Source organism: Faecalibacterium sp. Marseille-Q0746, assembly GCF_017377595.1.
In the GTDB taxonomy this organism is placed as follows: Bacteria; Bacillota; Clostridia; order Oscillospirales; family Ruminococcaceae; genus Faecalibacterium; species Faecalibacterium duncaniae.
This window is the reverse complement of sequence record NZ_JAFREI010000009.1, coordinates 15,112-40,396: the sequence shown is the minus strand read 5'-3', so window position 1 is coordinate 40,396 and position 25,285 is coordinate 15,112. Positions and strand designations below refer to the sequence as shown.

Below are 25,285 nucleotides of genomic sequence, written 5' to 3'. Positions count from 1 at the left end.
ATCCCCTGCCAATATCCGGCAGGGGATTTTTGAGTTGTGTGGTGCAGCAGGTATTAAACCTCTCCGTCAAAACCTGACGGTTTTGCCACCTCCCCTAGTAGGGGAGGCCTTGGCATAGGGTTCATTTTTCGCAATGATCGCCTGTCGGCTCCAAAACCGGCATCTGCCGCAAGGGTAAGACTTTGCGCCAGCAGGGCAAACAGGAGCGAAGCGTCAGACCACGAAAACGCGACGGCCTGCCAAGGGCTCCCCTATTAGGGGAGCTGTCACGGCGTTAGCCCGTGACTGAGAGGTTGGACGAAGGCGAGGCCTGCCCGTTGATAGCGAAGGTTGAGAGGTTCAGCCCACTTCCCTCGCAGGGCATTGGCCCCCTTTACGCTTCCTTTTCCATAGCGGCCAGCGGGGTCAGGTACTCTTTGCAGCACTCCTCGTACATGAGGGAGTATTCCTTGCTGGGGTTGTGGTGCATCAGGCTCTTGAGGGTGTGGGAATCGTAGTCATCGCCCTCGCTGGTGCCCACCAGACGGGCCGCCACGTTGGAGCAGTGGTCGGAGATGCGCTCCACATTGTTCAGCACATCCAGGAACACCACACCGGTATCAATGGAGCAGATGCCGTCCTTCAGGCGCTTGATGTGGCCGTCGCGGAGCTTCTCCACCAGAATGTCGATGACCTCTTCCAGCGGCTCCACCTGACGGGCCAGCGCGATGTCATCGTTCTCAAAGGCATCGTTGGTGCGGGTCAGGATCTGCTCCAGCGCGGAATCCAGCAGCTTCAGCTCGTTCTTGGCAATGTCGCTGAAGGAGGCCTCTTTCTCGTAGAGCTCCACAGCTTTTTCCTGAATGTTCACGGCGTAGTCGCCGATGCGCTCGAACTCGGTGACAAAGTTCAGCAGCTCGGTCACGGCGTGGCTCTCGTCGTCGCCCAGCTCCTGGTCAGTCATCTTGATGAGGTAATTGGAGATCTCCACCTCCATCCGGTCGATGAGGTTCTCCCGCACATTGATGGCGCTCACCACGTCCTCATCCATCTTGAGCAGCAGGGGAGTGGAGAGGCTGACGTTGCGGGCGGCACGGCGGGACATCTTGACCACGGCGCTCTTGGCCTGCTGCAGGGCCACGGCCGGGCTCTTGAACAGACGCTCATCCAGCACGGGCATACTCATCTCCTGTGCTTCCTCGGCACTGTTGGGCACGGTGAGCATGGCCAGCTTGGAGAGCACACTGCTGAAAGGCAGGAACAGCAGCATGGCCGCCACACTGGAAAGGGTGTGGATGTTTGCAATGGTGCTCTTGTTCATCACGTCGCCCCACACCGGGATGCCGATGGTGTACCGCACGGCGTAAATGGCACCCAGCAGCACAAAGCTGCCGATGATGTTGAAATACAGGTGGATCAGGGCGGCGCGCTTGCCGTCCTTGGAGGAGCCGCCGATGGTCAGCAGCGGGGTAAAGGCGGTGCCGATGTGGGCACCCAGAATGATGGGGATGGCGCTGCCAAAGGTGACAAGGCCGGTGCTGGACAAGGCCTGCAGGATACCCACCGAGGCCGAGGAGGACTGGATGATGACGGTGACGACCATGCCCACCAGCACGCCCAGCACGGGGTTGGTCATGCTGACGAACAGCTCCTGAAAGGCTGCGCTCTCCCGCAGGGGGGACACGCCGGTGTCCATCAGGCTCATGCCCGTGAACAGGATGCCGAAGCCCAGCATGATCTGGCCGACGTTCTTCTTTTTGGCGTTGCGCAGGAACACATAAAAAATGCAGCCGACAAATGCCACCACCGGCGCAAACGTCTTGGGCTGGATGAGGGTCAGCAGGAGACTGTCACCCGAGATATCCGCCATGCGGATGAGCTGACCGGTGACCGTGGTACCAATGTTTGCACCCATGATGACACCCACCGACTGCGTCAGGGTCATAATGCCAGAGTTGACAAGGCCGACACAGATGACGACTGTGCCTGCGGAGGACTGGATCACGCCGGTGATGAGGGTGCCGAAAATGACACCCTTGATGGTGGAGGAGGTCAGCTTCTGCAGCACGCCCTGCATCTTGCCGCCCGCCAGCTTTTCCAGGCCGGCACCCATGATCGACATACCATAGAGGAACAGCGCAATACCGCCCAACAATGAGGTGATGTGTGTGATATCCATCTCGATACTCCTAAAAACTTCCTTTTGCTCTTAAAACAAACCAAGGACGGCCGCCCGGGGCTTCCTGCCCTGAACGCCGTCCTTTTTATTATAGCATTGAACTCCCCCGGACAACAAGCGTTATTTTACATGTTTTTTGCATTTTTACTGCATTTCCGCGCCGTTTTGTCCTTTTGTCAACGGTTCTTTTCTTATATTTTACAGGTATTTTACATTTGAACTTTCCCCGCGCGCTCCTGACATGTTTCCGGGAACTGCCGGGAATATGTCATGCGGCCTCGTCCAGCTCCTCCATGGCCTCCCGCACCGTGTCCGCCGAGAAGAGGAACACCCCGCCCCGGGTATAAACCTCCACATGGCCGCCTACAGATCGGATCTCGTACTCACTCATGGTGTTCCCTCCTGTTCCTGCGGCCCGCCTCCGGGCCGCTCCTGTTTTGTTCGACAAGAGGAGTATACCAGATGCGGGATACGATAAGGGGGACTTTCAAGCAGTCCGCTTGACTTTTTTCATAAGCCAGCATATAATGAATATGACACCACATACGACACCACAAAGACGAGGGAATAAAAGATGTCTCAATGGGATAAGCTGCTGGCACGCATTTGTGCGCTTTCCAAAGACCTGCGGTTTGATGAGCTGCGCAAGGTGCTGGAAAGCTACGGCTATCAGATGACTGCCCCCCGGAGCGGGAGCAGCCACTATACCTTCCGCAAAGCGGGCTGTATGCCCATTACGATACCCAAGCACGAACCGATCAAGAAAGTATATGTGGAAATGGTGCGTCAGATCGTAGAGAGTGAGGCGAAAAACGATGAAAACGCTGAATGAATATCTGGCTCTTCCGTATCGGATGGAGATTGTAGAGGACAGGGAAGAGGGCGGCTATGTTGTCTCCTATCCCGATCTGCCGGGGTGCCTGACCTGCGGCGAGACCATTGAAAGCGCTGTGGAGAATGCTCGGGATGCTAAGAGGGTCTGGCTGGAGGCCGCACTGGAAGAGGGCGTATCCATTCCGATGCCGGACAGTCTGGAGGATTACTCCGGGCAGTTCAAGCTCCGCCTGCCCCGCAGCCTGCACCGCGCTCTGGCGGAGCACTCCCAGCGGGAAGGCATCAGCATGAATCAGTACTGCGTTTACCTGCTGGCAAAAAATGATGCCCTGCACGCAGGGTAAAAGGAAAGCTTTCCGGCCCTTCGCTCTGGTGAGCGGGGGCTTTTCTTATTTTCTCCCTCTTTTTTCGCATTTTTCGCGCGAAAAATCGCCGGAACATACTCGTTGACGACACAACCAAAAGGTGTTACACTTTGGGTAACAAAACAACGCTGTGTAATGCAAAAGAAAGAGGTGTTTCCATGAACGAAATGAAGGAAGCAGTGGGGAACTGGCGGGAGGCAAAGCAGTTCAGCCCGGCGGACGAGAACGATTTCCTGCGGTGGCTGGACAAGGCCGACACCGAGGAAAAGCTCTTTTCCCGGCTGACCTTCTGGTTTACCTTCCGGGGCCAGCCTGCGGACCAGAACCAGCGGTATCATCTGGTGCAGGAGCGGGCCCGGGAACTGCGGCTCTGGAACGGGCTGGAGCTCAAGCTCCGGCGCTGGCAGGACCGTGTGGCCGACGAGTACGAGCAGATCGGAAAGGAGGCGTTCGCGGCCCGCATCGGCGAGGATTACGCCGATTACATCAACAGCCTGACCGACCCGGAGGCCGCCCCGCAGCAGGCTGCCCCGGAGCCGGAGACCGCAAAGCCTGCCGGGGTGCAGGCGTGGTCGGCCCGGGAGCTGTCTGAGATGGTGCTGCCGCCCATCCGCCATGTGGTGGAGGGCCTGCTGCCCATGGGTATGGGGGTGCTGGTGGCAAAGCCCAAGCTGGGCAAGAGCTGGATGATGCTGGACCTCTGCCTTGCCGTGGCACAGGGGGAGCCGTTTCTGGGGTTCCCCACCCGGCAGCACGGCACGCTCTACCTCGCCCTGGAGGACGGCAAGAGCCGGATGCAGACCCGCCTGCGCCGCTTGCTGGAGGGCAGGCCCGCCCCGGCTAACATGCACGTTATGTTTCAGGCCCAGCGGCTGGGCGAGGGCCTGCTGGAAACGCTGGGCGAGTATCTGGATGCCAACCCGGACATCCATCTGGTCTGCATCGATACCTTATCCAAGATCAAGCCCAAGGCAAAGCCCTTTGAGAATGCCTACGATGCCGACTACGACTACATGGGCAGGCTGAAGGCCTTTGCCGACAGCCGGGGCATCTGCGTGCTGCTGGTGCACCACACCCGCAAGAGCAAGAACCCCGAGGACAGCTTCGATAACATCAACGGCTCCACCGGCATCCTGGGCGCGGCGGATTTCACCATCGTGCTGGACAAGCAGAGCCGGATGGACGATGAAGCAGGCTTTCTGCTCACCGGCCGCGACATCGAGCAGTGCGAGCGGGTCGTCCGCTTCGATAAGGCCCGCTGCCGCTGGGTCATGCAGGGCACGGCGGCCCAGCTGGCCGCGCAGCGCCGGGTGGCTGAGTATGAGGCAGAGCCCATCGTCAAGACCCTGCGGGTGCTTTTGCAGCAGGGGGATGGAACATGGAGCGGCTACTCCAAGAACCTGATGGAGATGGGCCAGCGGTACGCCCATACCGAGCTGGCACCCACCTCGCAGGCATTGGCTAAGCGCATCACCGAGCTTGAGCCGATGCTGTGGGAGAGGGATGCGGTGAAGCACTGGATGCAGGACAATGGCAGTTCTGCAAAACGCCATTGCTTCAGACAACAGCGTATCGATAACACAGTTGCAGATTCATCATCTGCACAGTTATCGTTAAGACATAAGTATTGTTGATTTTGTTGTTTTTGTTGGTGCTTGCAACAGAATCAACAAATCCAACAAAAATAGAGAGTATAACGAGAACCCCCTCCGGTATGGTGTGTACCGAAGGGGGTTCGTTGGGGTTTGATGGTTGAACCTCTCAGGCGCTCCGCGCCAGCTCCCCTAGTAGGGGAGCCAAGTGCGGCCCGGCCTTTAGGGGGGTGCTGGACTTAACCCCCCAGTCGCCTTGCGGCGACAGCCCCCGCTAATAGGGGGGCCCTTGGCATGGCGTAAAGCTCTGCCTCTTTGCCAAGGCCGCCCCTACTAGGGGCGGTGGCATCCCGTAGGGATGACGGTGGGGTTTGACTCCAGCAGCTTACGGCTTAACCCCCCAGTCGCCTGCGGCGACAGCCCCCGCTAATAGGGGGGCCTTTGGCATGGCGTAAAGTTCAACCTCCCGCCGCAAGGCTGCCCTTGGGGCAGGCATCCGGGGCGCTCTGGGCCTTCCGGGCCTCGGTGCGGGCCTTGTCGTAGCAGTAGCGGATGATGGCCTGCCGCCGCACGATGCCGATAAAGATGCCCCGGTCGTCTACCACGGGCACAAAGTTCTGGTTCATGGCCGCTTCGATCAGCTGGTCCATGCTGGTGGTGACGGTCACGGCCTTGTAATCCCGCTTGTGGGCAAAGCTCGAGATGGGCACATCCTCGGCGGCTTCAATATCCAGCCCGTGCTGCTGTTTCAGCCCCCAAAGGATATCCCCCTCGGTCAGGGTGCCCACATACTCGCCCTTGCGGTTGAGCACCGGGATGGATGCGTAGCGGTTGTTCTCCCATTTTTCCAGCGTCTGCCGCAGGGTGAAGTCATCGTAGACATACATCAGGTCCTGCTTGGGGGAAAGGAAAAACAAAATGTTCATCAAACAGCTCTCCTATCGTTATCCTATCGTAAACAGTGGTTCTGCCGTAAGGGCGCAGCTCCCGTTTCTCTGCTTTGATTTTAGCACTTTTTCACAGGCGGATAAAGTCAAAAATCATACTTTTTAGAATTTATTCACAGTCGCGTCCGGCCTTTTTGCAAAACATGCAGGAAAACCGTGCACAGGGCAGGGTTTTGTGGTATAATAGGAGCACGAATCGGCTCACATTGCCCGCCCTTTGGAAATTGTGCTGTACACAGGGCGTGGGAAGTTGTATAATAAGGATACCGATTCCTTTCCCGGTATGCGGCGGGTTTGCCGCCGCAAGCCGGGCCACCCCAACAAGATTTCAAATAAAGGAGCAGAGCGACTATGATCACTTCCCGTTTCCCGCTGGGAGATGTCAGCTTTTCCGCCGAGTACTTCTCTACGCTGGTAGGCGAAGCAACCAAACAATGCTACGGCGTGGCCGCAATGACCCCCCGCGACCTGACCGACGTGGTCAAGAGCGTGGTGCGCGGCAACGATTACTCTGAAAAGGGCGTTCGTGTCACACAGGAAGAGGGCCGTCTCGTGATCGAGCTGCACATTGCCGTCAGCTATGGGCTCAACATCTCCACCGCCGCGCGCAGCATCTCGCACCGCGTCAAGGACGAAGTGGAGCAGGCCACCGGCCTGAAGGTTGCCCGTGTGATCGTGTCGGTGGACGACGTGATCGCCTGATGGAACTGTTTATTAAGGAGTAAGGACAATGATTTCTGGTAAGATCCTGCGCGACGCGATCATCTCCGGCGCGAACAACATCAACAACCAGCGCTCCCGTGTGGACGAGCTGAACGTTTTCCCTGTGCCCGATGGCGACACCGGCACCAACATGGGCATGACGGTGGGGGCCTCCGTGGCAGAGCTGAACGCACTGGACGACAACTGCACCGTGGGTGAGGCCGCCAAGACCGCTGCCTCCGCCATGCTGCGCGGTGCGCGCGGCAACTCCGGCGTGATCACCAGCCTGCTGTTCCGCGGCTTCTCCAAGGCGCTGGAAGGCAAGAAGGAAGCCGACACCGCCGACATCATCGCCGCCCTGAAAAAGGGCGTGGAGGGTGCCTACAAGGCCGTGATGAAGCCCACCGAGGGCACCATCCTGACCGTTGCCCGGGTGGCCAGCGAGGAAGCTGCCGCCTGCGGTGCCGAGGAGATCCCCGCCCTGTGGGACGTGGTGATGACCGCAGGCCAGAAGGCGCTGGAGGATACCCCCAACCTGCTGCCCGTGCTGAAAAAGGCCGGCGTTGTGGACGCAGGCGGCCAGGGCATTATGATCATCTTTGAGGGCATGGGCAAGGTGTTCCACGGCGAACCCATGGTGGCCGGCGGCGAGGGCACCCCCAACAAGGCCAAGCTCTCCACCGAGAACGCAGGCAAGGGCGTGTTCACCGACGACCTGATGAAGGTGGAGGACATCAAGAACGGCTACTGCACCCAGTTCCTCATCAACAAGTACGAGGGCGCAAGCGCCGCAAAGATGCGCGCCTTTGCCGAATCCAACGGCGACAGCGTGGTCTGCATCGAGGATGACGATGTCATCAACCTGCATGTCCACACCGCTGACCCCGGCAAGATCCTGAGCGAGGCCATCAAGTACGGCTACCTGACCAACTTCAAGATCGAGAACATGCACGAGCAGTTCCTGGCCCGCCAGAAGCAGGGCAAGAGCCTGGAAAAGCAGGCCTCCGCTGAAAAGGCTCCCGCACAGGCCAGCGAGTTCGTTTACGCCGCAGTGGACCCCAGCCGTGACTACGGCTTTGTGGCCGTTGCCGCCGGTGAGGGCCTGAAGGCCGTGTTCACCGACCTGGCTGCGGACGCTGTCGTCTCCGGCGGCCAGACCATGAACCCCGCCACCGAGGACATCCTTGCCGCTATCCAGAGCGTGCCCGCCAAGACCGTGTTCGTGCTGCCCAACAACAAGAACATCATCATGGCAGCGGAGCAGGCCCAGAAGCTGGCTGACCGTCAGGTGATCGTTCTGCCCACCCGCACCGTGCCCATGGGCATCACCGCGCTGCTCAACTTCGACCCCTCCGCCAACGCTGAGACCAACACCATCAACATGATGGCCGCCGCCGACAAGGTCAGCACCGGCCTCATCACCTACGCCGCCCGCGACAGCGAGTTTGACGGAAAGCGGATCCGGAAGGGCGAGATCATGGCTCTGGAGAACGGCAAGATCGTTGCCACCTCCACCGACCTGACCAAGGCCACCTACCGCCTGGCCCGCAGCATGTGCAAGAAGGACTCCAGCTTTGTCACCATCATCTCCGGCTGCGATGTCTCCGACGAGGAGGCCGAGAAGCTGACCGAGATCGTCAAGGCAAAGTGCCCCAACCACGTTGAGGTCAGCCACATCCGCGGCGGCCAGCCCGTATACTATTATATGATCAGCGTGGAGTAAAATTGCACTCCGGCTGAAACAGAACCGCAAAACAAACCCCCTGTACCATGGTCTGGTACAGGGGGTTTGTTGATTCACCCGCCCAGGTCCTCCAGCACCTCCTGCAGGGCGGCATCACCCGTCACTGTCATGCCCTGCTTGACACGCAGTGCGTCGTTTTCTGGCAGGAGGTTGACGTAAATATCCGTCTGCCGGGCAAGGCGGGTGGGGGAGCCGTCCGGCCCGCAGGTGTAGACGACCACCATGCCGCCCTCGTCCCGGAGCAGGTATTGGGTGGGCTGGCCGGTGTCGGGCAGAGTCTGGGCCGCAAGGCTCGGCCCGGAGGGCACCGGCGTTTCGGCGGCGCTGTCTGCTCCCGGTGCAGGGGAGGGAAGCGCCAGCCGGGGCAGGGCCATCCAGAACAGGCTGAAGGCGATGGCAAAGGCGCACAGGGCGTAAAACAGGCAGAGAACTACTTTCCGCATGGAGAAAATCACTCCTTTCCAGCGGGTCTTTCCAGCGGTAGTATGCGCAAAAATGCCGCCCCTGAGACAGAAGCGCACAATTTTCACACCGGAATGCTGTACTTTACGGGGGGAAGTGTGCTATACTAGCAGTATCTGATTAGAAATAGGGTTCAGCCCCGACAGCGGGCTCGCCCTCTCCGTCAATGCTGGCGCATTGCCACCTCTCCCAAAGGGAGAGGCCTTGGCAGCACCCGGCAAAGTTTCCGATTTCGTCAGAAGCTCCCACTTTGGGGGAGCTGTCGAGCGAAGCGAGACTGAGAGGGTGAGGATGGCAGAGAGGATGAACTTGTCAGGAATAACCGTTTAAGCAGGTCAGGAGGCGATCCTTATCTCAAACGAATCGAGAAAGATCCACCGCGGCGCTGCACGCACGGACGTGCAGCCCACGGGGGGACGTAAAGTGAATGTGAGCAACAGCCGCAGGGAAGAGCCGCCCAAGCGCGGGCGTGCCCCCAGGGAGCCAAAGGAGCCCCGGGAAAAGGCGAAGCACCCCGTCCTCAGGGCGCTGGGCCGCACGCTGGCTACCCTCATCTGCCTGGGCATCATGGTGTGCAGCCTGGCGGCAGTGGCGGCGGTGTATTACGCCGTGCAGGCCACGGCCAACGACGGCAACCTGCTGGACCTGGACAACATCGAGCTGAGCCAGTCCAGCACCGTGGTGGCCACCGACCCCGACACCGGCGCGCAGGTGGAGTATGCCACCCTGCGCTCCTCCAACAGCCACCGCGTCTGGGCAGACCTGGAACAGATCCCCACCAACCTGCAGTATGCGTTCATCTGCACCGAGGACAAGGATTTCTACAACGAGCCGGGTGTGAACTTCAAGCGCACCATCGGTGCCATGGTCAACGAGTATCTGCTGCCCATCTACAGCTCCAAGCAGGGCGCTTCCACGCTGGAGCAGCAGCTCATCAAGAACCTGACCAGCGACAAGAGCGCCAGCGGCGTGGAGGGTGCGCTGCGCAAGCTGCGCGAGATCTACCGCGCCCTCTGCCTGAGCCGCGCTTACTCCAAGGAGACCATTCTGGAGGCCTACCTGAACACCATCAGCTTCACCGGCACCATTCAGGGTGTTCAGACAGCGGCCAACGAGTATTTCAACAAGGACGTGAGCCAGCTCACCCTCTGGGAGTGCGCCACCATCGCGTCCATCACCAAGAACCCCACCAACTACAACCCCTACACCAACCCCGAGAACCTGATCCACCGCCGCAACTTCATCATGTATAATATGTGGCAGCAGGGCATCATCTCGGAGGAGGATTACCGCAACGGCGCGGCCCAGCCCCTTGTGCTGGCCGAGGAGGACACCAACAAGAAGACCTCCTCCGTGACCAGCTACTTCACCGATGCCCTCTTCACCGAGGTGGTCCACGACATCATGGACAAGGAGGGCGTGGACGAATCCACGGCCCAGTCCATGCTCTACACCGGCGGCTATACCATCGAGGCCACCGTCAACCCCAAGATGCAGACGGCCATGGAGAACCTGATGCTCAACGAGGGCGACGCTTACTTCCCGGCCGGCTGGCATGAGGAAGAGGTGACCAGCATCTCGGACGATGACGTGCAGGTGATGAACGCCGACGGCACCCCCAAGACCCGCACCGGCGACGACGGCACCGTGTACTACTACCGCAATGTCCGCACCCAGGCGGCCATGGTCACACTGGACTATGACGGCAATGTGCTGGCCATGGTGGGCGGTCTGGGCGAAAAGACCAAGAGCCTTTCCCTGAACCGTGCTTACAGTGTGACCCGGCAGACCGGCTCCACCATCAAGCCCATCGGCGCGTACGCGCTGGGCGTGGAGTACGGGCTGGTGAACTGGTCCACCATGCTCAACAACTCGCCCCTGTACCAGAAGCAGGACATGGTCATCCGGGATGAGGACTACTGCCGCAAAAACGGCCTGATGGGCCTTTCCGACAGTCAGCTCAAGGCCTACCCCAACGCATGGCGCAGCTGGCCCCGCAACTACGGCGGCAATTATGGCGACGGCAGCGACCTGCCCCTGTGGAACGGTCTGGCCCGCTCCCTGAACACCATCGCCATCCGGGTGGGCGACCTGGTGGGCGCAAGCAACATCTTCAACTTTGTCTACAACACCCTGCAGCTGACCACCCTGGACCCCGCCAACGACGTGGGCCTTGCCCAGATGGTCATGGGCAGCCAGACCCACGGCGTGACCCCCACGGCGCTGGCCGCTGCCTTCCAGATCTTCTATGACGGCGAGTACACCACCCCGCACCTGTACACCCGTGTGCTGGACCGGGACGGCAACATCTACCTGGAAAACAACGCCACCAGCTATCAGGCCCTGACCCCGCAGACAGCCTATATTATGAACCGTCTGCTCAAGAACGTGCTCTACTCCAACGTGGGCACCGCCAGCGGCCGCTACCCCAACTCCAACGGCATGGAGTCCTTTGGTAAGACCGGTACCGCCAGCGACGAAAAAGATCTGTGGTTCGTGGGCGGCACGCCCTACTACGTCACCGCTGTCTGGTGGGGCTACGACGCGCCTTACGATATGACCAACACCCTGGGCAAGAATCAGGCCAAGACCCGCACCTGTGTCACGGCGTGGAAGGCCTATATGGAGCAGGTGCAGGCAAACCTGCCCTATAAGGCATTCCCCACCAGCGACGGCGTGGTGGAGCGCGCCTACTGCACCCAGAGCGGCCTGCTGGCCGGGGCCAACTGCCCCAGCCGCGCCACCGGCTACTACCGTGCCGATGACCTGCCCGATACCTGCAACTACTCCCACAGCAGCGGCGTGGCCGCAGCGCAGAGCGCGGACACCGCCCCCGTTGTGGGTCAGGATACCACCGGGCTGGATACGGACTAACAGTATTACTTTCTCAATTCCGGTGCGACAGCTTGCCACTTCACGCTCCAAAACTGGATAATCTGACAAAAAAGCATCCGGTCTCTTGCAATGCAGGGGGCCGGATGCTATTATATTCCCTGTAAGAACACTTGTGTTTGTGAGGTGAACAAGTTGGAACGCCGTTTTTATCTGGTGGACGCGGAGGTCCTGCCCGAGGTCTTCCTGAAAGTGGTCAAGGCCAAGGAGCTTCTGGCAAGCGGGGAAGTGCGCAGCATCTCGGCTGCCACCCGCAGCGTGGATCTTTCGCGCAGTGCTTTTTATAAATATAAGGACTGCATCTTTGATTCCGAAAATGGCCGCGAGGTCGTGACCGTAATGGCAACGCTCCGGGATGAAACAGGCGCGCTGCAAAGCCTGCTGGCGGGCATCAGCGCCGCCGGGGCAAGCATTGTTACCATCAACCAGTCCACGCCGGAAAACGGCGCTGCGCTGGTTGCCGTTACCATCCGCACCGATACCATGCAGATGACCCCTGAGGAGCTGACGGAGCGGTTGAGCCGCCAGCGCATGGTGGTGGGCGTGCACTGCGGGTATAACCTGTAAGGGCACCAAGAACAGCTAGGAAATAGGAACGAGGGCTGAACTATGGCAAAGATCGCGATTTTAGGCTTTGGCACGGTGGGCAGCGGCGTGTACGAGGTGCTGTGCCGCAACGCCGCCGGTGTTTCCCGCCGGGCCGGTGAGCCGGTGGAGGTCAAGTACATCCTTGACCCCAAGGATTTCTCCGCTCATCCGGCGGCAAACCTCTTCATCAAGAACTTCGATACCATTCTGGAAGACCCGGAGATCCGGGTGGTGGTGGAGACCATCGGCGGCACCCGCTTTGCATACCCCTATGTCAAGGCCTGCCTCGAGAGCGGCCGCAGCGTGTGCACCTCCAACAAGGAGATGGTGGCCACCTACGGCGCGGAGCTGCTGGCGCTGGCCAAGGCCCACAACTGTGCCTTCCTGTTCGAGGCCTCCGTGGGCGGCGGCACCCCCATCATCACCCCCATGCACCAGTGCCTGGCCGCCAACGTCATCACCGAGGTGGAGGGCATCGTGAACGGCACCACCAACTTCATGCTGACCAAGATGGTGCGGGAGAACCTGGGCTTTGACGAGGCCCTGAAGATCGCGCAGGAGCTGGGCTACGCCGAGACCAAAGACCCCGGCGACGATGTGGACGGCCGGGATGCCTGCCGCAAGATCGCCATCCTGTCCTCGCTGGTCTGCGGCCACCAGATCTACCCCCAGAACATCCCCACCCGGGGCATCCGGGACATCACCGTGGCCGATGTGGCTGCGGCGGAGCGGCTGAACTGCGTCATCAAGCTCATCGCGTGGATGAAGCGGGGCGACGACGGCAGCGTGGCCGCCGGAGTGGAGCCCTGCCTGGTGCCCAAGAGCCACCAGCTGGCTGGTGTGGACGATGTGTTCAATGCCGTGCTGGTCAAGGGCGATATGCTGGGCGACGTGGTGTTCTACGGCAAGGGCGCGGGCAAGCTGCCCACCGCCAGCGCCGTGGTGGCCGATGTGGTGGATGCCCTCAAGAATGGCTCCAAGGTCCACGACAGCCTGTTCTGGCAGCCTGCGGAGCCGGTGGAGGGGATGCTCACCGACCCGGCTCCCGCCGCATATTATGTGCGTGCAGCGGGCGTTGCTCCCGCCGTGGTGGAAGCCATCTACGGCAGGGGCCGTGTGGTGGATGAGCACTTTGACGGCTGCTCCTATCTGGTGGAGCAGGCCGATGCAAAGGCCATGGCCGAGGCAGCCCGCAAGGTGGAGACCGTGGGCGGCAGCGTGAAGCTGGTGCTGAAAAAGCTGCCCGAGGATGCATGAGAAAAGGGGACGGACGATGAAGATCAAAGTTTCTGTTCCGGCCACCAGCGCCAATGTAGGCTCCGGCTTCGACGCGCTGGGTCTGGCCGTGACCCTGTACAACACCGTGACCTTTGAGGAGAGCGATAAGCTGGACATCTCGGCGGCGGACGGCACCCGCATCCCCCGCAACGAGAGCAATCTGGTGTACCGCTCGGCCAAGGGTCTGTTCGACAAGGTGGGCAAGAAGATCCCGCCCCTGAAGATCGTGCAGACCAACCCCATCCCGATGGCCCGGGGCCTGGGTTCTTCCTCGGCCTGCATCATTGCGGGCCTGCTGGGCGCGAACCGGATGCTGGGCGATGTGCTCAACACCCAGGAGCTGCTGACGCTGGCCACGGCCATTGAGGGCCACCCCGACAACGTGGCCCCGGCCCTGCTGGGCGGTTTGACCAGCAGCGTCTTTGAGGACGGCGTGGTCTACTCCGTCAAGCGGGATGTGGACCAGAGCCTCTGCTTTGCGGCCATCGTGCCGGACTACAAGCTGCTGACGGAGGCCGCCCGCGCGGCCCTGCCCAAGCAGGTGGCCCACAAGGATGCCGTGTATAACCTTTCCCGGGCCGCGCTGGTGCCTGCCGCCTTCTGTGAGGGCCGGCATGACCTGCTGGGCATTGCCACCGAGGATAAGCTCCACCAGCCCTACCGGATGCCCCTGATGCCCGGTTCCCGGGAGGTGTTCGCGCTGGCAAAGCAGTGCGGGGCAAAGGCCGTGTATGTATCGGGTGCCGGTTCCACCGTGATGGCGGTGGCCGAGCGCGCGGAGGCTGAGCGCTTTTATGCCGGGCTGCGTGCCGGGCTGGAAACGCTGGAAGGCCTGGACGGATGTGAAGCATTTACACTGTTAGAGCTGGATGCAGATAATACCGGCGCAACTGTGGAATGATATAAATTGGGAGAAACTAGAGGAGAGTGACAAACTATGGCGTTGATCGTACAGAAGTTCGGCGGTTCTTCGGTGAAGGACCGGAACCGTATCTTCAACGTGGCCCGCATCGTGGCCAACACCCACAAGGCGGGCAATGACGTGGTGGTGGTGGTGTCTGCACAGGGCGACACCACCGACGACCTGATCGCAAAGGCTGCTGAGATCACCCACAACCCTTCGGCCCGTGAGATGGATATGCTGCTGGCCGCCGGTGAGGAGATCAGCATCGCGCTGCTGGCCATGGCCCTGAACGAGCTGGGCTGCCACGCCACCAGCCTGACAGGCTGGCAGGCGGGCTTCCGCACCGACCGTGCCTACACCAAGGCACGCATCACCCGCATGGAGACCGAGCGCATTTCCTCCGAGCTGGAGCGCAACCGCGTGGTGGTTGTGGCGGGCTTCCAGGGCCTGAACAAGCTGGATGATATCACCACCCTGGGCCGCGGCGGCTCTGATACCAGCGCCGTGGCCATTGCAGCGGCCCTGCACGCAGACCGCTGCCAGATCTACACCGATGTGGAAGGCGTTTACACCGCAGACCCCCGCAAGGTGCGCAACACCCGCAAGCTGGAAGAGATCACCTTTGACGAGATGCTGGAGCTGGCCTCTCTGGGTGCGCAGGTGCTGAACAACCGCAGCGTGGAGCTGGCAAAGAAGTATAATGTGGAGCTGGAAGTGCTGTCCAGCCTGAATCCCGTGCCCGGTACGGTGGTCAAGGAGGTTACAAAAGACATGGAAGGTATGCTGATCAAGGGTGTTGTAAAGGACACCGATGTTGCCGTTATCACGATCCTGAACGTTCCCGATGAGCCGGGCACCAGCTTCAAGATCTTTGGCCTGCTGGCCCAGAAGAACATCAACGTGGATATCATCCTGCAGTCCACCGGCCGTGACGGCAAGAAGGATATCTCCTTCACCTGCGCCGAGGGCGAGGCTGAGACCGCCATGCGGGTGCTCAAGGAGAGCGGTAAGTTCAAGGATGCCACCTGCGACGAGACCTGCGCAAAGGTCTCCATCGTGGGTGCCGGTATGCAGAGCCACAGCGGCGTTGCCTCCAAGATGTTCGAGGCACTCTCCAACAACAACATCAACATCAGGATGATCTCTACCAGTGAGATCAAGATCTCCTGCATCATTGCCCGTGACGACGCTGACAAGGCGGTCAGCGCCATCCACGATATGCTGTTTGACTAATTCAGAGGGGCTGGCAACAGCCCCTTTTTTGCAAAAGCGAGGGGAAGTATTATGTTGGAATCGATCAAATGCAGCACCTCGGGTGCATACTACCTGCGGGGGCAGTGGGTGCCCGCCGACGCGCAGGCTCCTGCGGCACTGGCAGCCGCAGGCGTGACTGCGGAGCAGGCCGGGCAGGCCTACAAGGGCACCATGGCCTATGGCATCCTCACCGCCCACAACACCAGCAGCAACGACCGGGATCTCCGGATCAAGTTTGATGCCATGGCAAGCCACGACATCACCTTTGTGGGCATCATCCAGACGGCCCGCGCCTCGGGGCTGGAAAAGTTCCCCATCCCCTATGTGCTGACCAACTGCCACAACAGCCTGTGCGCTGTGGGCGGCACCATCAATGAGGATGACCACCGCTTCGGTCTGTCCGCTGCCAAAAAGTACGGCGGCATCTTTGTGCCGCCCCACATGGCGGTCATCCACCAGTACATGCGCGAGCGCTTTGCGGGCTGCGGCAAAATGATCCTTGGCTCCGATTCCCACACCCGCTACGGCGCGCTGGGCACCATGGCCATCGGCGAGGGCGGCGGCGAGCTGGCAAAGCAGCTGCTGGGCCGCACCTACGATGTGGCCCGCCCCGGCGTGGTGGCCATCTGCCTGACCGGCGCGCTGCCCGCAGGCTGCGGCCCCCACGATGTGGCCATTGCACTGGTGGGCGAGCTGTTCAAGAGCGGCTATGTCAAGAACAAGGTCATGGAGTTCGTGGGCCCCGGCATCGCCTCCCTGCGGCAGGACACCCGCAACGCCATTGATGCCATGACCACCGAGACCACCTGCCTTTCCTCCATCTGGGAGACCGATGAAAAGACCCGGCAGTTCCTCACGGTCCATGGCAGGGCAGGGGACTACAAGCCCCTGCACCCGGCAGAGCTGGCCTATTACGACGGCGTGGTGAGCGTGGACCTTTCCAAGATCCGGCCCATGATCGCCCTGCCCATGCACCCCTCCAACGCCTTTCCCATCGAGGAGCTGAACGCCAACCTCAAGGACATCCTCCACGAATGCGAGGAGAACGTCCAGAAGCTGGTGGGCCGTTCTGACGTGAAGCTGGATCTGTGCAGCAAGATCGAAAACGGCAGGCTCCGGGTGGATCAGGGAGTCATCGCAGGCTGCGCGGGCGGCCTGTTCGACAGCATCTACGAGGCCGCTTCCATCCTCAGGGGCCATACCGGCGGCTGCGGGGATTACGCCCTCAGCGTTTACCCCGGCAGCCAGCCCATTATGATGGAGCTGAACCGCACCGGCGTGCTCACCGACCTGATGGCCAGCGGTGCCACCATCCGCACGGCCTTCTGCGGCCCCTGCTTCGGCGCGGGCGATGTGCCCGCCAACGGGGCGCTGTCCATCCGCCACACCACCCGCAACTTCCCCAGCCGCGAGGGCTCCAAGCCTGGCAGCGGCCAGCTGGCAGGCGTGGCCCTGATGGATGCCCGCAGCATTGCCGCCACCACAGCCAACGGCGGCATCCTGACCCCCGCAACAGAGGTGGATTACGACCCCACCGTGCCCGAATATCACTACGACCCCTCCAGCTACGAGGCCCGGGTGTATCAGGGCTTTGGCCACGGCGATTATGATGCCCTGCTCAAGCTGGGCCCCAACATCAAGGACTGGCCCGAGATCGCCCCGCTGGGCGACAACCTGCTGCTGAAGGTGGCCTCCTACATCACTGACCCCGTCACCACCACGGACGAGCTCATCCCCTCGGGTGAGACCTCTTCCTACCGCTCCAACCCCCTGGGTCTGGCCGAGTTCACCCTCAGCCGCAAGGACCCCGCCTATGTGGGGCGCGCCAAGGCCGTGCAGGCCGAGGAAGCCGCCCGCCGGGCCGGGCAGGGGGATGCCGCCCTGCTGGCAAAGATCCGTGCCGTGCCCGGCTGCGAGGCCCTGACCTGGGACGATGTACAGCTGGCCTCCACCATTTTTGCCGTCAAGCCCGGCGATGGCTCTGCCCGTGAGCAGGCCGCCAGCTGCCAGCGCGTGCTGGGGGCCGGGGCCAACATCGTCAACGAGTACGCCACCAAGCGTTACCGCTCCAACCTCATCAACTGGGGCATGCTGCCCTTCCAGCTCAACGGTGCGGCTCCCTTCGGCCTGGGGGATTACATCCTCATCCCCCATGTCCGGGAAGCCCTCAAGGGCGATCTGCAGAACATCCCTGCCTATGTGCTGGGTGAGGAAGTGAAGCCCTTTGCCCTCTATATGGCACCGCTGACCTCTGATGAGCGGGAGATCTTGGCAGACGGGTGTTTGATCAATTATTATAAAAGATAAAGCCCTCTCAGTCTCGCTTTGCTCGACAGCTCTCCCAAAGGGAGAGCCAACGCATCTGTAAGGGGAGAGGGTGCTGATGGCTAAACCTCTCAGCCTTCGCTGACGCTCGGCAGCTCCCCTAGTAGGGGAGCCCTTGGCAGGCCGTCGCGTTTTCGTGGTCTGACGCTTCACTCTTGTTTGCCCTGCTGGCGCAAAGTCTTATCCTTGCGGCAGATGCCGGTTTTGGAGCCGATAGGCGATCATTGCGAAAAATGAACCTTATGCCAAGGCCTCCCCTACTAGGGGAGGTGGCATCGAGCAAAGCGATGATGACGGAGAGGTTTAACCCGTTTTATTCTCAGGAGGTTCCATTCCATGCCCGGCGATCTACACAACCACACCACCTATTCCGACGGTTCCGTGCCCGTGGCCCGGCTGCCCCTGATGGCAGCCCGGGTGGGGCTGGATGCCATGGCCATCTCTGACCACGACACGCTGCGCAGCGTGCAGTATGCCTACGACCACCCGGTGCAGGATGGGGTAAAACTCATCCCGGCCACCGAGCTCACCGGCTACGATTACGAGCGCCAGCACCGGGTCCACCTGCTGGCCTACTGGCCCGACCCCGAGAGCGAGGCCCTGCGCCGCCACTGCGATATCATGCGCCAGCGCCGCAACGAGTGCTGTTTGCAGAGCGCCCGGGAGCTGGAAGCCATCTTCCCCCAGTTCCGCACAGAACAGGCGCTGGAATACGCCAGAGACAGCGGCGTGCTCTATAAGAGCGGCATCATGCAGGCGCTGCGGGAGCTGGGCCTTGCCGACAGCATCTACGGCGAGCGCTACCATGAGCTGTTTGGATGGAACCCGCGGGGCAGGGTGCTCCACTCGCCCGAGTATATCCCGGTGCGGGAGGTGCTGGCCACAGCCAGAGCCGCCGGTGCCGTGGTGGTGTTCGCCCACCCCACCGTGTACAAGAGTATGCCCCTGCTCCGGGAACTTGTCAGGGAGGGGATGGTGGACGGCATCGAGATCGATCACCCCAGCAACAGCCCCGAGGACAAGGCTGAGTGTGCCGCCCTCTGTGGGCAGTATCACCTCATCCACACCGGCGGCACCGACTTCCACGGGGCTAACCACAAAAAGGTCTACCCCGTGGGCACCTGCACCACCCCCGATGACCAGATCGCGCGGATCGAGGAGCTGGCGAGGAAGAGAAAAAAGTAAACCGATTTGAGCATTCTTATGAGAACTGCCAAGGCCTCGCCCTTCGGGAGAGGTGGCATTGCGTCAGCAATGACGGAGAGGGTGAGTTCGGTAAAGTCCGTGAGCATCCTCACCCTCTCAGTCTCGCTTTGCTCGACAGCTCCCCCGAAGGGGGAGCCCTTGGCAAAGAGGGCAGGTTCCGCCTCTTGCAGGAACGTTGTTTTTGTAGTATACTGTGGGCAAGTCAAAAAGAGAGGATGTTTTCCATGAGCAAATCTTTCAGCTTCCCCAATGTGGGCACCTGTTCCAGGCAGACCAACATCGTGCTGAACGATGACCACACCATCGAGTCCGTTGAGGTCATCGGCGGCTGCAACGGCAACCTCAAGGGCATCAGCCGCCTGCTCAAGGGCATGAAGGCTGAGGATGCCATCGCCCGCATGGAGGGTACCACCTGCGGCCCCCGCCCCACCAGCTGCCCCGACCAGATCGCCAAGAACCTGAAAAAGGCTCTGGCAGAACTGTAATCAGAACAGGCGAAACACCGCTCTGTCGTGCATTGCATGGCAGGGCGGTTTTTTGTTGTGCAGCGCCCTCTCAGTCTCGCTTTGCTCGACAGCTCTCCCAAAGGGAGAGCCAACGCATCGTCTCAATTCAGCAGCCCCTAAAGGCCAGGCCGCAATTGGCTCCCCCCTCGGGGGAGCTGGCAAAGCCGATAGGCTTTGACTGAGAGGGTTGACACAAATTGCTGTTTTTTTCGTGGAGGTTGAGCCTATACTTTGCTGTGTATGAAACAATACAGCAAGGAGCAGAGCATGAGCATTTGGGAAGCATTCGGCATGGGCAGACACAAGGGGTTTTCGCGGGAGGCAGGGCTGCTGCTGGACGAAGCCGTGGAGCTTGCGGGCAGCATGGGCTGTGCCCGGGCGGATACCGGACACCTGCTGCTTGCCATGCTGCAGACCGACCGTGGCCCGGCGGGGCGGTTTCTGGCGGGCAAGAACATCACCGAGCCCGCCGTGCGCCGTCAGCTGGCCGAGGGCCGCACCAGCCCGGCCCGCCAGCTGGACAGAAAGGCGCTGGCCCCAGACCTGCGCCGGGCCATGGATTATGCCCTCATCGGGGCACAGAACGCCCACTTGCCCAAGGCGGAGCCGGAGCACCTGCTCTGTGCCATGCTGGAGGATACCGACTGCGCGGCGGGGGTGCTGCTGGCCTCCATGGGGGTGCAGCTGGCCGAGGCCGTGCGGGAGTGCCGCCAGATCTCGGGGCAGTTCATCCTGCCCGGCACGCCCCGGGCCAGCGCCATGCCCCGGGGCAGTCGTGCCAGCGATAAGTATTGCCGCGACCTGACCCGCCGCGCGGTGGACGGCGAGCTGGACCCGGTGTTCTGCCGGGATGCGGAGCTGGACCGGATGGTGGAGATCCTGTGCCGCCGCCAGAAGAACAACCCCTGTCTGGTAGGGGAGCCGGGCGTGGGCAAAACGGCCCTTGCCGAGGGCCTTGCCCAGCGCATCGCCAGCCGGAACGTGCCCCGGATGCTGCAGGGGCGGCGGCTGCTGGCGCTGGATATGGCCAGTCTTGTGGCGGGCACCAAGTACCGGGGCGACTTTGAGGAGCGGTTCAAGACCCTTCTGGAGGAGCTTGTGCGGGACGGCAGCGCCATCCTGTTTGTGGACGAGTTCCACACCATCGTGGGAGCCGGTGCGGCAGAGGGAGCCATTGATGCCGCCAGCATCCTGAAGCCCGTGCTGGCCCGGGGGGAGCTGCAGCTCATCGGGGCCACCACCGATCAGGAGTTCCGCACCCATATCCAGAAGGATGCCGCGCTGGAGCGCCGCTTTGGCCGGGTGCAGATCGAGGAGCCAACCCCGGCACAGGCTGCGGCGATCCTGGAGGGGCTTGCCCCCCGCTACGAGCGCTATCACAGCGTGCATCTGCCGCCTGAGACGCTGCGGGAGGCCGTGGAGCTCTCGGTGCGGTACCTGCCGGGGCGCTTCCTGCCCGATAAGGCCATCGACCTTGTGGACGAGGCCTGTGCCGCTGCCCGCATCCGCGCCGAGCGGGAGGGGAAAGCAGACCCCACCCTCACCCGGGAGGACATTGCCCGGGTGGTGGCGCAGGCCAGCGGCGTGCCCGTGGAGCGGGTGGGGGAGAAGGAACGGGAACGGCTGGACAAGCTGGAATCCCGCCTCAACGCCGAGATCGTGGGCCAGCAGAAGGCCGTGGCAGCGGTGGCCGGGGCCATCCGGCGCAGCCGCACCGGGCTGGGAGAGCCGGGCCGCCCCATGGGGGCCATGCTCTTTCTGGGGCCCACCGGCGTGGGCAAGACCGCCCTTGCCAAGGCCCTTGCTGCCAGCTGGTTCGGCAGCGAGAAGGCCCTGCTCAAGTTCGATATGTCGGAGTATCAGGAGCAGCACACCACAGCCCGCCTGCTGGGCGCGCCCCCGGGCTACCTTGGCCACGATGAGGGCGGTCAGCTCACCGAAGCCGTCCGCCGCCGCCCGTACAGCGTGGTGCTCTTTGACGAGATCGAAAAGGCCCACCCGGACATCCAGAATATCCTGCTGCAGATCCTGGAGGACGGCCGGCTCACCGATGCTATGGGCCGCAAGGCCGATTTCCGCAATACCATCGTCCTGCTCACCTCTAACTTAGGGGCACGCTTTCTGGCCGGGCAGAGCGCCCCGCTGGGTTTTGCAGCGGGCAGCGAGGCCGTGTTCGAGAAGCAGTCGGCCCAGGCCATTGAGGAAGCCAAGAAGTGGTTCCGGCCCGAGCTGGTGGGGCGGCTGGATGAGCTCATCGTGTTCCGTCCCCTTGCAGAGGACAGCCTGTGTGCCATCGCCGAGAAGCTGCTGGGCCAGCTGGAAGCCCGTGCCGCCCGCAATGGGTATCAGCTGACCCATACGCCCCGGGTGGGGGCAGTGCTGGCCGCAAGGGCGCGCTCGCCCTATGGGGCCCGGGAGCTGCGGCGGCAGGTGGACCGCGCCGTGGAACAGGCCCTCGCCAACCAGATCGCCTCCGGCACGGCCCACACCGGCCAGCACTGGACCGCCGACTGCACGGTGGATGGGGAGGTGACCTTGATGGAGGAATCGACCCTCTCTGTTAAAGCATGACGGGGTCGAAGAGAGACTGAGAGGGTTGGTTTTCACCGGAGCTGCGCCCTCTCCGTCATCCCTGCGGGATGCCACCTCTCCCAAAGGGAGAGGCAATTGCGGCCTGGCCTTTAGAGGGTGCTGGCGGTGCAAAACCTCTCCGTCAAAACCTGACGGTTTTGCCACCTCCCCTAGTAGGGGAGGCCTTGGCATAAGGTTCATTTTTCGCAATGATCGCCTATCGGCTCCAAAAATGGCACCTGCCGCAAGGATTAGGCCTTGCGCCAGCAGGGCAAACAGGAGCGAAGTGCCAGACCCCGAAAACGCGACGGCCTGCCAAGGGCTCCCCTACTAGGGGAGCTGCCGAGCGTCAGCGACGGCTGAGAGGTTTAGCCGTAAGCACCCTCTTCCCTCGTAGATGCATTGGCTCTCCCTTTGGGAGAGCTGGCGAGCGAAGCGAGACTGAGAGGGTGAGCACGCTTCCCCCTTGCATCCTCCGGCGTTTTCGTTTATCATAGAGAAAGCGAAACGCCTCAAGGAGGAAACCATGCGCTATTTGTTTTTACTGAACCCCGCTGCGGGCAAGCAGGACTGCACCGTCCAGCTCATCCCGCAGATCAGAGCCGCTGCCGCCCGGGCCGGGTGGAGCGCAGCGGATTATACCATCCACACCACTGAATATGCGGGCCACGCCCGGGAGCTGGCCCGTGCCGCAGCCCAGGAGGCAGCGCAGGCAGGGGACAGCCTGCGCATCTGGACGGCGGGCGGCGACGGAACCTTCATGGAAGCCATGACCGGCGTGCAGGGCTTTGCCAACGCCGCCGTGGGCTGCCTGCCCTACGGCAGCGGCAACGACTTCCTGCGCACCTACGGCACCCGGGCAGAGTTCACCGACCTCGATGCCCAGCTGGCGGGCGGGGAAGTGGCCATCGACCTGCTGGAGACCAGTCTGGGCCTGTCTGCCACCATCTGCGCGGCGGGTCTGGACGCGCAGGTGGCCTACGGCATCCCCAAGTTCCGGCGCATCCCCCTGTGCGGCGGCGAGGTGTCCTATCTGCTCTCCATTGTGGAGCAGCTCTGCGGCCACATCGGCCGCAGGGTCACCTTTACCATCGATGACGAGGAACTGACCGTGGACTGCCTGATGTGCGCCATCTGCAATGGCCGGGCCTATGGCGGCGGCTTCCTTGCCGCCCCCGAGGCCGACCCCGCCGACGGCTGGCTGGACGTGATGATCGTCCGCAGGGTGGGGCGGTTGACCATTGCCAAGCTGCTGGGGATGTACAAGAGCGGCCGGCATTTTGTGAACGGCCAGCTCACCGAGGAGGCAAAGCCCTACTTCCTCTACCGCCGTGCCCGGCGGGTGGCGCTGCGCCCCGCCGATGGCCGCGGCCCCATCGTTGCCACCGCCGACGGCGAGTGCGCCCCCTGTGATGCGGTGGAGGCTGTTCTGCGCCCCCTGAGCGGCCGCATCCTCCTGCCCGCCCCGGCGTATGAGCGGTTTGTGGCGAAACACGCCGTGGTATAAAATTTACAGAAATACGCTTGATTTATGAAGAATTCTATGATAAGATGAACCCGTAAGAAGATGTTTGGAAAAAGCAGGAGGGATGGGGCTATGAACTGGTCGGATGCAGAGAAAAAAGAAAAGCGGCATCAGGAAGACCTTGACCGTCTGCGCAGCTTTCGCCCTATGGATGATACCTTTATGCGAGGGCTCTTTAAGGAAAATCTTCCGCTGGCAGAGTTGGTGCTTCGGATCATTACCGGAAAGCCTGATCTGATCCTGACAAAATGCGAGACACAGGCTGATATGAAGCGAGTGACCGGTGCGCGTTCAATCTGTCTGGATGCCTATGCAACCGACAGTGCGGGCAAGAAGTATGACATTGAGGTCCAGCGCGCGGACAATGGCGCAGACCCGCACCGGGCAAGATATCATTCCAGTGTGATGGACGTGGAAAATCTGGACGAAAAGCAGGATTATAAAGAACTGCCGGATACCTATGTTATTTTCATCACGGAAAATGATTACTACAAGGCTGGCGAGCCGGTCTATACGATCCAGAACATGAATCTGACGCTGAACCGCCCGTTCAATGATGGTGCCCATATCCTGTATGTGAATGGGGAATACCGGGATGATTCAGAGATCGGCAGGCTGATGCACGATTTCAATTGCACCAGTGCGGATGAAATGAATTTTGAACTGCTGGCAGAGAGAACACGCTATCTGAAAGAAAACCCGAAAGGAGTGAGCGAAATGTGTAAAGTGATGGAAGACCTGAGAGTGGAAAGTTATACGGAAGGCCGGGAAGAACAGGCCAGAATGATGGCGCAGAAATTGTACCGAAAGGGATACTCCATTGAGGAAATCGCTGATATGGTGGAGTACAGCACCGAGAAGGTGGAGGAATGGCTCACGCCGAAAGCAGGTTGAAACAGGAGAAAAAGCGCCCGGGTATCGCAACGAAAAAATACGATATCCGGGCGCTTTTGCGTTGTCATAAATTCTTAACAAACAAATTTTGAGAAAACCCTTGATTTTTACCCTTGAGATGAGTACAATACACTTAGCACTCAGAGAAAAGGAGTGCTAAACAACCGAAGGCCCAGCAGGAATGGGCCAAAGGTGCCAAAAAAGTTTTCATTATATTTTATTATAGGAGGGCAAGAACTATGAAGATCATTCCTCTTGCAGACCGTGTTGTTATCAAGGCCGTTGAAGTCGAGGAGACCACCAAGGGCGGCCTCATCCTGACCGGCAGCGCCAAGGAGAAGCCCCAGGTGGCTGAGGTCGTGGCTGTTGGCCCCGGCGGCATCGTGGACGGCAACGAAGTCAAGATGACCGTGAAGGTTGGCGATAAGGTCCTGACCAGCAAGTACTCCGGTACTGAGGTCAAGGTGGACGGCGAGGAGTGCACCATCGTGCGTCAGGGCGATATCCTGGCCATCGTGGAGTAAGTTTCCCCTCTGAA

21 protein-coding genes are annotated in these 25,285 nt (G+C 61.1%); 17 read left to right on the top strand and 4 right to left on the bottom strand.

Annotated features, from left to right (window positions below; genetic code table 11):
- Window positions 1–373: 373 nt before the first annotated feature.
- Together J3351_RS06805 and J3351_RS14250 are read right to left on the bottom strand one after the other, a co-directional pair.
- Window positions 374–2,158 carry a Na/Pi cotransporter family protein gene (locus J3351_RS06805; RefSeq protein WP_207697395.1) on the bottom strand — a complete coding sequence of 595 codons (1,785 nt, stop codon included), beginning with the start codon at window positions 2,156–2,158 and terminating at the stop codon, window positions 374–376.
- 268 nt (window positions 2,159–2,426) lie between these two features.
- Complete coding sequence (locus J3351_RS14250) at window positions 2,427–2,549, bottom strand: hypothetical protein (RefSeq protein ID WP_255536694.1); 123 nt, start codon at window positions 2,547–2,549, stop codon at window positions 2,427–2,429.
- A 183-nt stretch (window positions 2,550–2,732) separates the two neighbouring features.
- On the opposite strand from J3351_RS14250, the gene J3351_RS06800 reads away from it, so the two are divergent.
- The 3 genes from J3351_RS06800 to J3351_RS06790 all read left to right on the top strand — a co-directional run bounded on the left by J3351_RS06800 (window position 2,733) and on the right by J3351_RS06790 (window position 4,991).
- Entirely contained in the window at window positions 2,733–2,990 is a 258-nt protein-coding gene (locus J3351_RS06800) for a type II toxin-antitoxin system HicA family toxin (protein ID WP_097770738.1), read from the top strand.
- Window positions 2,974–3,336, top strand: coding sequence for a type II toxin-antitoxin system HicB family antitoxin (locus J3351_RS06795; protein WP_035394391.1), 363 nt, complete (start codon window positions 2,974–2,976; stop codon window positions 3,334–3,336). Before J3351_RS06800 ends, J3351_RS06795 begins: the two co-directional genes overlap by 17 nt.
- A 179-nt stretch (window positions 3,337–3,515) precedes the next feature.
- The gene (locus J3351_RS06790; RefSeq protein ID WP_207697394.1) at window positions 3,516–4,991 is read left to right on the top strand and encodes an AAA family ATPase; all 1,476 of its coding nucleotides are present in this window, start codon (window positions 3,516–3,518) and stop codon (window positions 4,989–4,991) included.
- 416 nt (window positions 4,992–5,407) lie between these two features.
- On the opposite strand, the gene J3351_RS06785 is transcribed toward J3351_RS06790, so the two are convergent.
- Window positions 5,408–5,875 (bottom strand): CBS domain-containing protein, encoded by a 468-nt coding sequence (locus tag J3351_RS06785; RefSeq protein ID WP_097770740.1) that lies wholly within the window; start codon window positions 5,873–5,875, stop codon window positions 5,408–5,410.
- A 372-nt stretch (window positions 5,876–6,247) separates the two neighbouring features.
- Here J3351_RS06785 and J3351_RS06780 point away from each other — a divergent pair, with 372 nt between their 5' ends.
- Complete coding sequence (locus J3351_RS06780; RefSeq protein ID WP_005933848.1) at window positions 6,248–6,598, top strand: Asp23/Gls24 family envelope stress response protein; 351 nt, start codon at window positions 6,248–6,250, stop codon at window positions 6,596–6,598.
- Between the two features lie 28 nt (window positions 6,599–6,626).
- Complete coding sequence (locus tag J3351_RS06775) at window positions 6,627–8,321, top strand: DAK2 domain-containing protein (RefSeq protein ID WP_207697393.1); 1,695 nt, start codon at window positions 6,627–6,629, stop codon at window positions 8,319–8,321.
- A gap of 74 nt (window positions 8,322–8,395) precedes the next feature.
- On the opposite strand, the gene J3351_RS06770 is transcribed toward J3351_RS06775, so the two are convergent.
- Window positions 8,396–8,785 (bottom strand): hypothetical protein, encoded by a 390-nt coding sequence (locus J3351_RS06770; RefSeq protein WP_207697392.1) that lies wholly within the window; start codon window positions 8,783–8,785, stop codon window positions 8,396–8,398.
- A 442-nt stretch (window positions 8,786–9,227) separates the two neighbouring features.
- On the opposite strand from J3351_RS06770, the gene J3351_RS06765 reads away from it, so the two are divergent.
- The 12 genes from J3351_RS06765 (at window position 9,228) to groES (ending at window position 25,271) form a co-directional block, all read left to right on the top strand.
- Window positions 9,228–11,678 (top strand): transglycosylase domain-containing protein, encoded by a 2,451-nt coding sequence (locus J3351_RS06765; RefSeq protein ID WP_207697391.1) that lies wholly within the window; start codon window positions 9,228–9,230, stop codon window positions 11,676–11,678.
- 144 nt (window positions 11,679–11,822) lie between these two features.
- Window positions 11,823–12,263, top strand: coding sequence for an ACT domain-containing protein (locus J3351_RS06760; protein WP_035394385.1), 441 nt, complete (start codon window positions 11,823–11,825; stop codon window positions 12,261–12,263).
- A gap of 42 nt (window positions 12,264–12,305) precedes the next feature.
- Complete coding sequence (locus J3351_RS06755) at window positions 12,306–13,541, top strand: homoserine dehydrogenase (RefSeq protein WP_117503892.1); 1,236 nt, start codon at window positions 12,306–12,308, stop codon at window positions 13,539–13,541.
- 16 nt (window positions 13,542–13,557) lie between these two features.
- Window positions 13,558–14,463: a homoserine kinase gene (gene thrB / locus J3351_RS06750; protein WP_005933837.1), complete on the top strand. Its 906-nt coding sequence runs from the start codon at window positions 13,558–13,560 to the stop codon at window positions 14,461–14,463.
- Window positions 14,464–14,499: 36 nt separating this feature from the next.
- Complete coding sequence (locus J3351_RS06745; protein WP_207697390.1) at window positions 14,500–15,699, top strand: aspartate kinase; 1,200 nt, start codon at window positions 14,500–14,502, stop codon at window positions 15,697–15,699.
- Window positions 15,700–15,750: 51 nt separating this feature from the next.
- Complete coding sequence (locus J3351_RS06740; RefSeq protein WP_207697389.1) at window positions 15,751–18,027, top strand: hydratase; 2,277 nt, start codon at window positions 15,751–15,753, stop codon at window positions 18,025–18,027.
- A gap of 354 nt (window positions 18,028–18,381) precedes the next feature.
- The gene (locus tag J3351_RS06735) at window positions 18,382–19,230 is read left to right on the top strand and encodes a PHP domain-containing protein (RefSeq protein ID WP_097770749.1); all 849 of its coding nucleotides are present in this window, start codon (window positions 18,382–18,384) and stop codon (window positions 19,228–19,230) included.
- A 245-nt stretch (window positions 19,231–19,475) separates the two neighbouring features.
- Window positions 19,476–19,736: a TIGR03905 family TSCPD domain-containing protein gene (locus tag J3351_RS06730; protein ID WP_117476878.1), complete on the top strand. Its 261-nt coding sequence runs from the start codon at window positions 19,476–19,478 to the stop codon at window positions 19,734–19,736.
- Window positions 19,737–20,024: 288 nt separating this feature from the next.
- Entirely contained in the window at window positions 20,025–22,328 is a 2,304-nt protein-coding gene (locus J3351_RS06725; RefSeq protein WP_207697388.1) for an ATP-dependent Clp protease ATP-binding subunit, read from the top strand.
- 526 nt (window positions 22,329–22,854) lie between these two features.
- On the top strand, window positions 22,855–23,835 hold the full coding sequence (locus J3351_RS06720; RefSeq protein WP_207697387.1) for a diacylglycerol kinase family protein: 981 nt from the start codon (window positions 22,855–22,857) through the stop codon (window positions 23,833–23,835).
- A gap of 90 nt (window positions 23,836–23,925) precedes the next feature.
- Window positions 23,926–24,747, top strand: a complete 822-nt coding sequence (locus tag J3351_RS06715) for a PD-(D/E)XK nuclease family transposase (RefSeq protein ID WP_117533065.1) — start codon at window positions 23,926–23,928, stop codon at window positions 24,745–24,747.
- A gap of 239 nt (window positions 24,748–24,986) precedes the next feature.
- Window positions 24,987–25,271, top strand: a complete 285-nt coding sequence (gene groES, locus J3351_RS06710; protein ID WP_005932536.1) for a co-chaperone GroES — start codon at window positions 24,987–24,989, stop codon at window positions 25,269–25,271.
- The last annotated feature ends 14 nt before the right edge of the window (window positions 25,272–25,285 follow it).

What these genes read in the sequence shown, in the direction of transcription:
- J3351_RS06775 (WP_207697393.1), top strand. Translation starts at nt 6,627, where the DNA reads ATGATTTCTGGTAAGATCCTGCGCGACGCGATCATCTCCGGCGCGAAC.
- J3351_RS06790 (WP_207697394.1), top strand. Translation starts at nt 3,516, where the DNA reads ATGAACGAAATGAAGGAAGCAGTGGGGAACTGGCGGGAGGCAAAGCAG.
- J3351_RS06805 (WP_207697395.1), bottom strand. Translation starts at nt 2,158, where the DNA reads ATGGATATCACACACATCACCTCATTGTTGGGCGGTATTGCGCTGTTC.
- J3351_RS06730 (WP_117476878.1), top strand. Translation starts at nt 19,476, where the DNA reads ATGAGCAAATCTTTCAGCTTCCCCAATGTGGGCACCTGTTCCAGGCAG.
- J3351_RS06725 (WP_207697388.1), top strand. Translation starts at nt 20,025, where the DNA reads ATGAGCATTTGGGAAGCATTCGGCATGGGCAGACACAAGGGGTTTTCG.
- J3351_RS06745 (WP_207697390.1), top strand. Translation starts at nt 14,500, where the DNA reads ATGGCGTTGATCGTACAGAAGTTCGGCGGTTCTTCGGTGAAGGACCGG.
- J3351_RS06715 (WP_117533065.1), top strand. Translation starts at nt 23,926, where the DNA reads ATGAACTGGTCGGATGCAGAGAAAAAAGAAAAGCGGCATCAGGAAGAC.
- J3351_RS06735 (WP_097770749.1), top strand. Translation starts at nt 18,382, where the DNA reads ATGCCCGGCGATCTACACAACCACACCACCTATTCCGACGGTTCCGTG.
- J3351_RS06755 (WP_117503892.1), top strand. Translation starts at nt 12,306, where the DNA reads ATGGCAAAGATCGCGATTTTAGGCTTTGGCACGGTGGGCAGCGGCGTG.
- J3351_RS14250 (WP_255536694.1), bottom strand. Translation starts at nt 2,549, where the DNA reads ATGAGTGAGTACGAGATCCGATCTGTAGGCGGCCATGTGGAGGTTTAT.
- J3351_RS06800 (WP_097770738.1), top strand. Translation starts at nt 2,733, where the DNA reads ATGTCTCAATGGGATAAGCTGCTGGCACGCATTTGTGCGCTTTCCAAA.
- J3351_RS06780 (WP_005933848.1), top strand. Translation starts at nt 6,248, where the DNA reads ATGATCACTTCCCGTTTCCCGCTGGGAGATGTCAGCTTTTCCGCCGAG.
- groES (WP_005932536.1), top strand. Translation starts at nt 24,987, where the DNA reads ATGAAGATCATTCCTCTTGCAGACCGTGTTGTTATCAAGGCCGTTGAA.
- J3351_RS06795 (WP_035394391.1), top strand. Translation starts at nt 2,974, where the DNA reads ATGAAAACGCTGAATGAATATCTGGCTCTTCCGTATCGGATGGAGATT.
- J3351_RS06785 (WP_097770740.1), bottom strand. Translation starts at nt 5,875, where the DNA reads ATGAACATTTTGTTTTTCCTTTCCCCCAAGCAGGACCTGATGTATGTC.
- thrB (WP_005933837.1), top strand. Translation starts at nt 13,558, where the DNA reads ATGAAGATCAAAGTTTCTGTTCCGGCCACCAGCGCCAATGTAGGCTCC.
- J3351_RS06740 (WP_207697389.1), top strand. Translation starts at nt 15,751, where the DNA reads ATGTTGGAATCGATCAAATGCAGCACCTCGGGTGCATACTACCTGCGG.
- J3351_RS06720 (WP_207697387.1), top strand. Translation starts at nt 22,855, where the DNA reads ATGCGCTATTTGTTTTTACTGAACCCCGCTGCGGGCAAGCAGGACTGC.
- J3351_RS06770 (WP_207697392.1), bottom strand. Translation starts at nt 8,785, where the DNA reads ATGCGGAAAGTAGTTCTCTGCCTGTTTTACGCCCTGTGCGCCTTTGCC.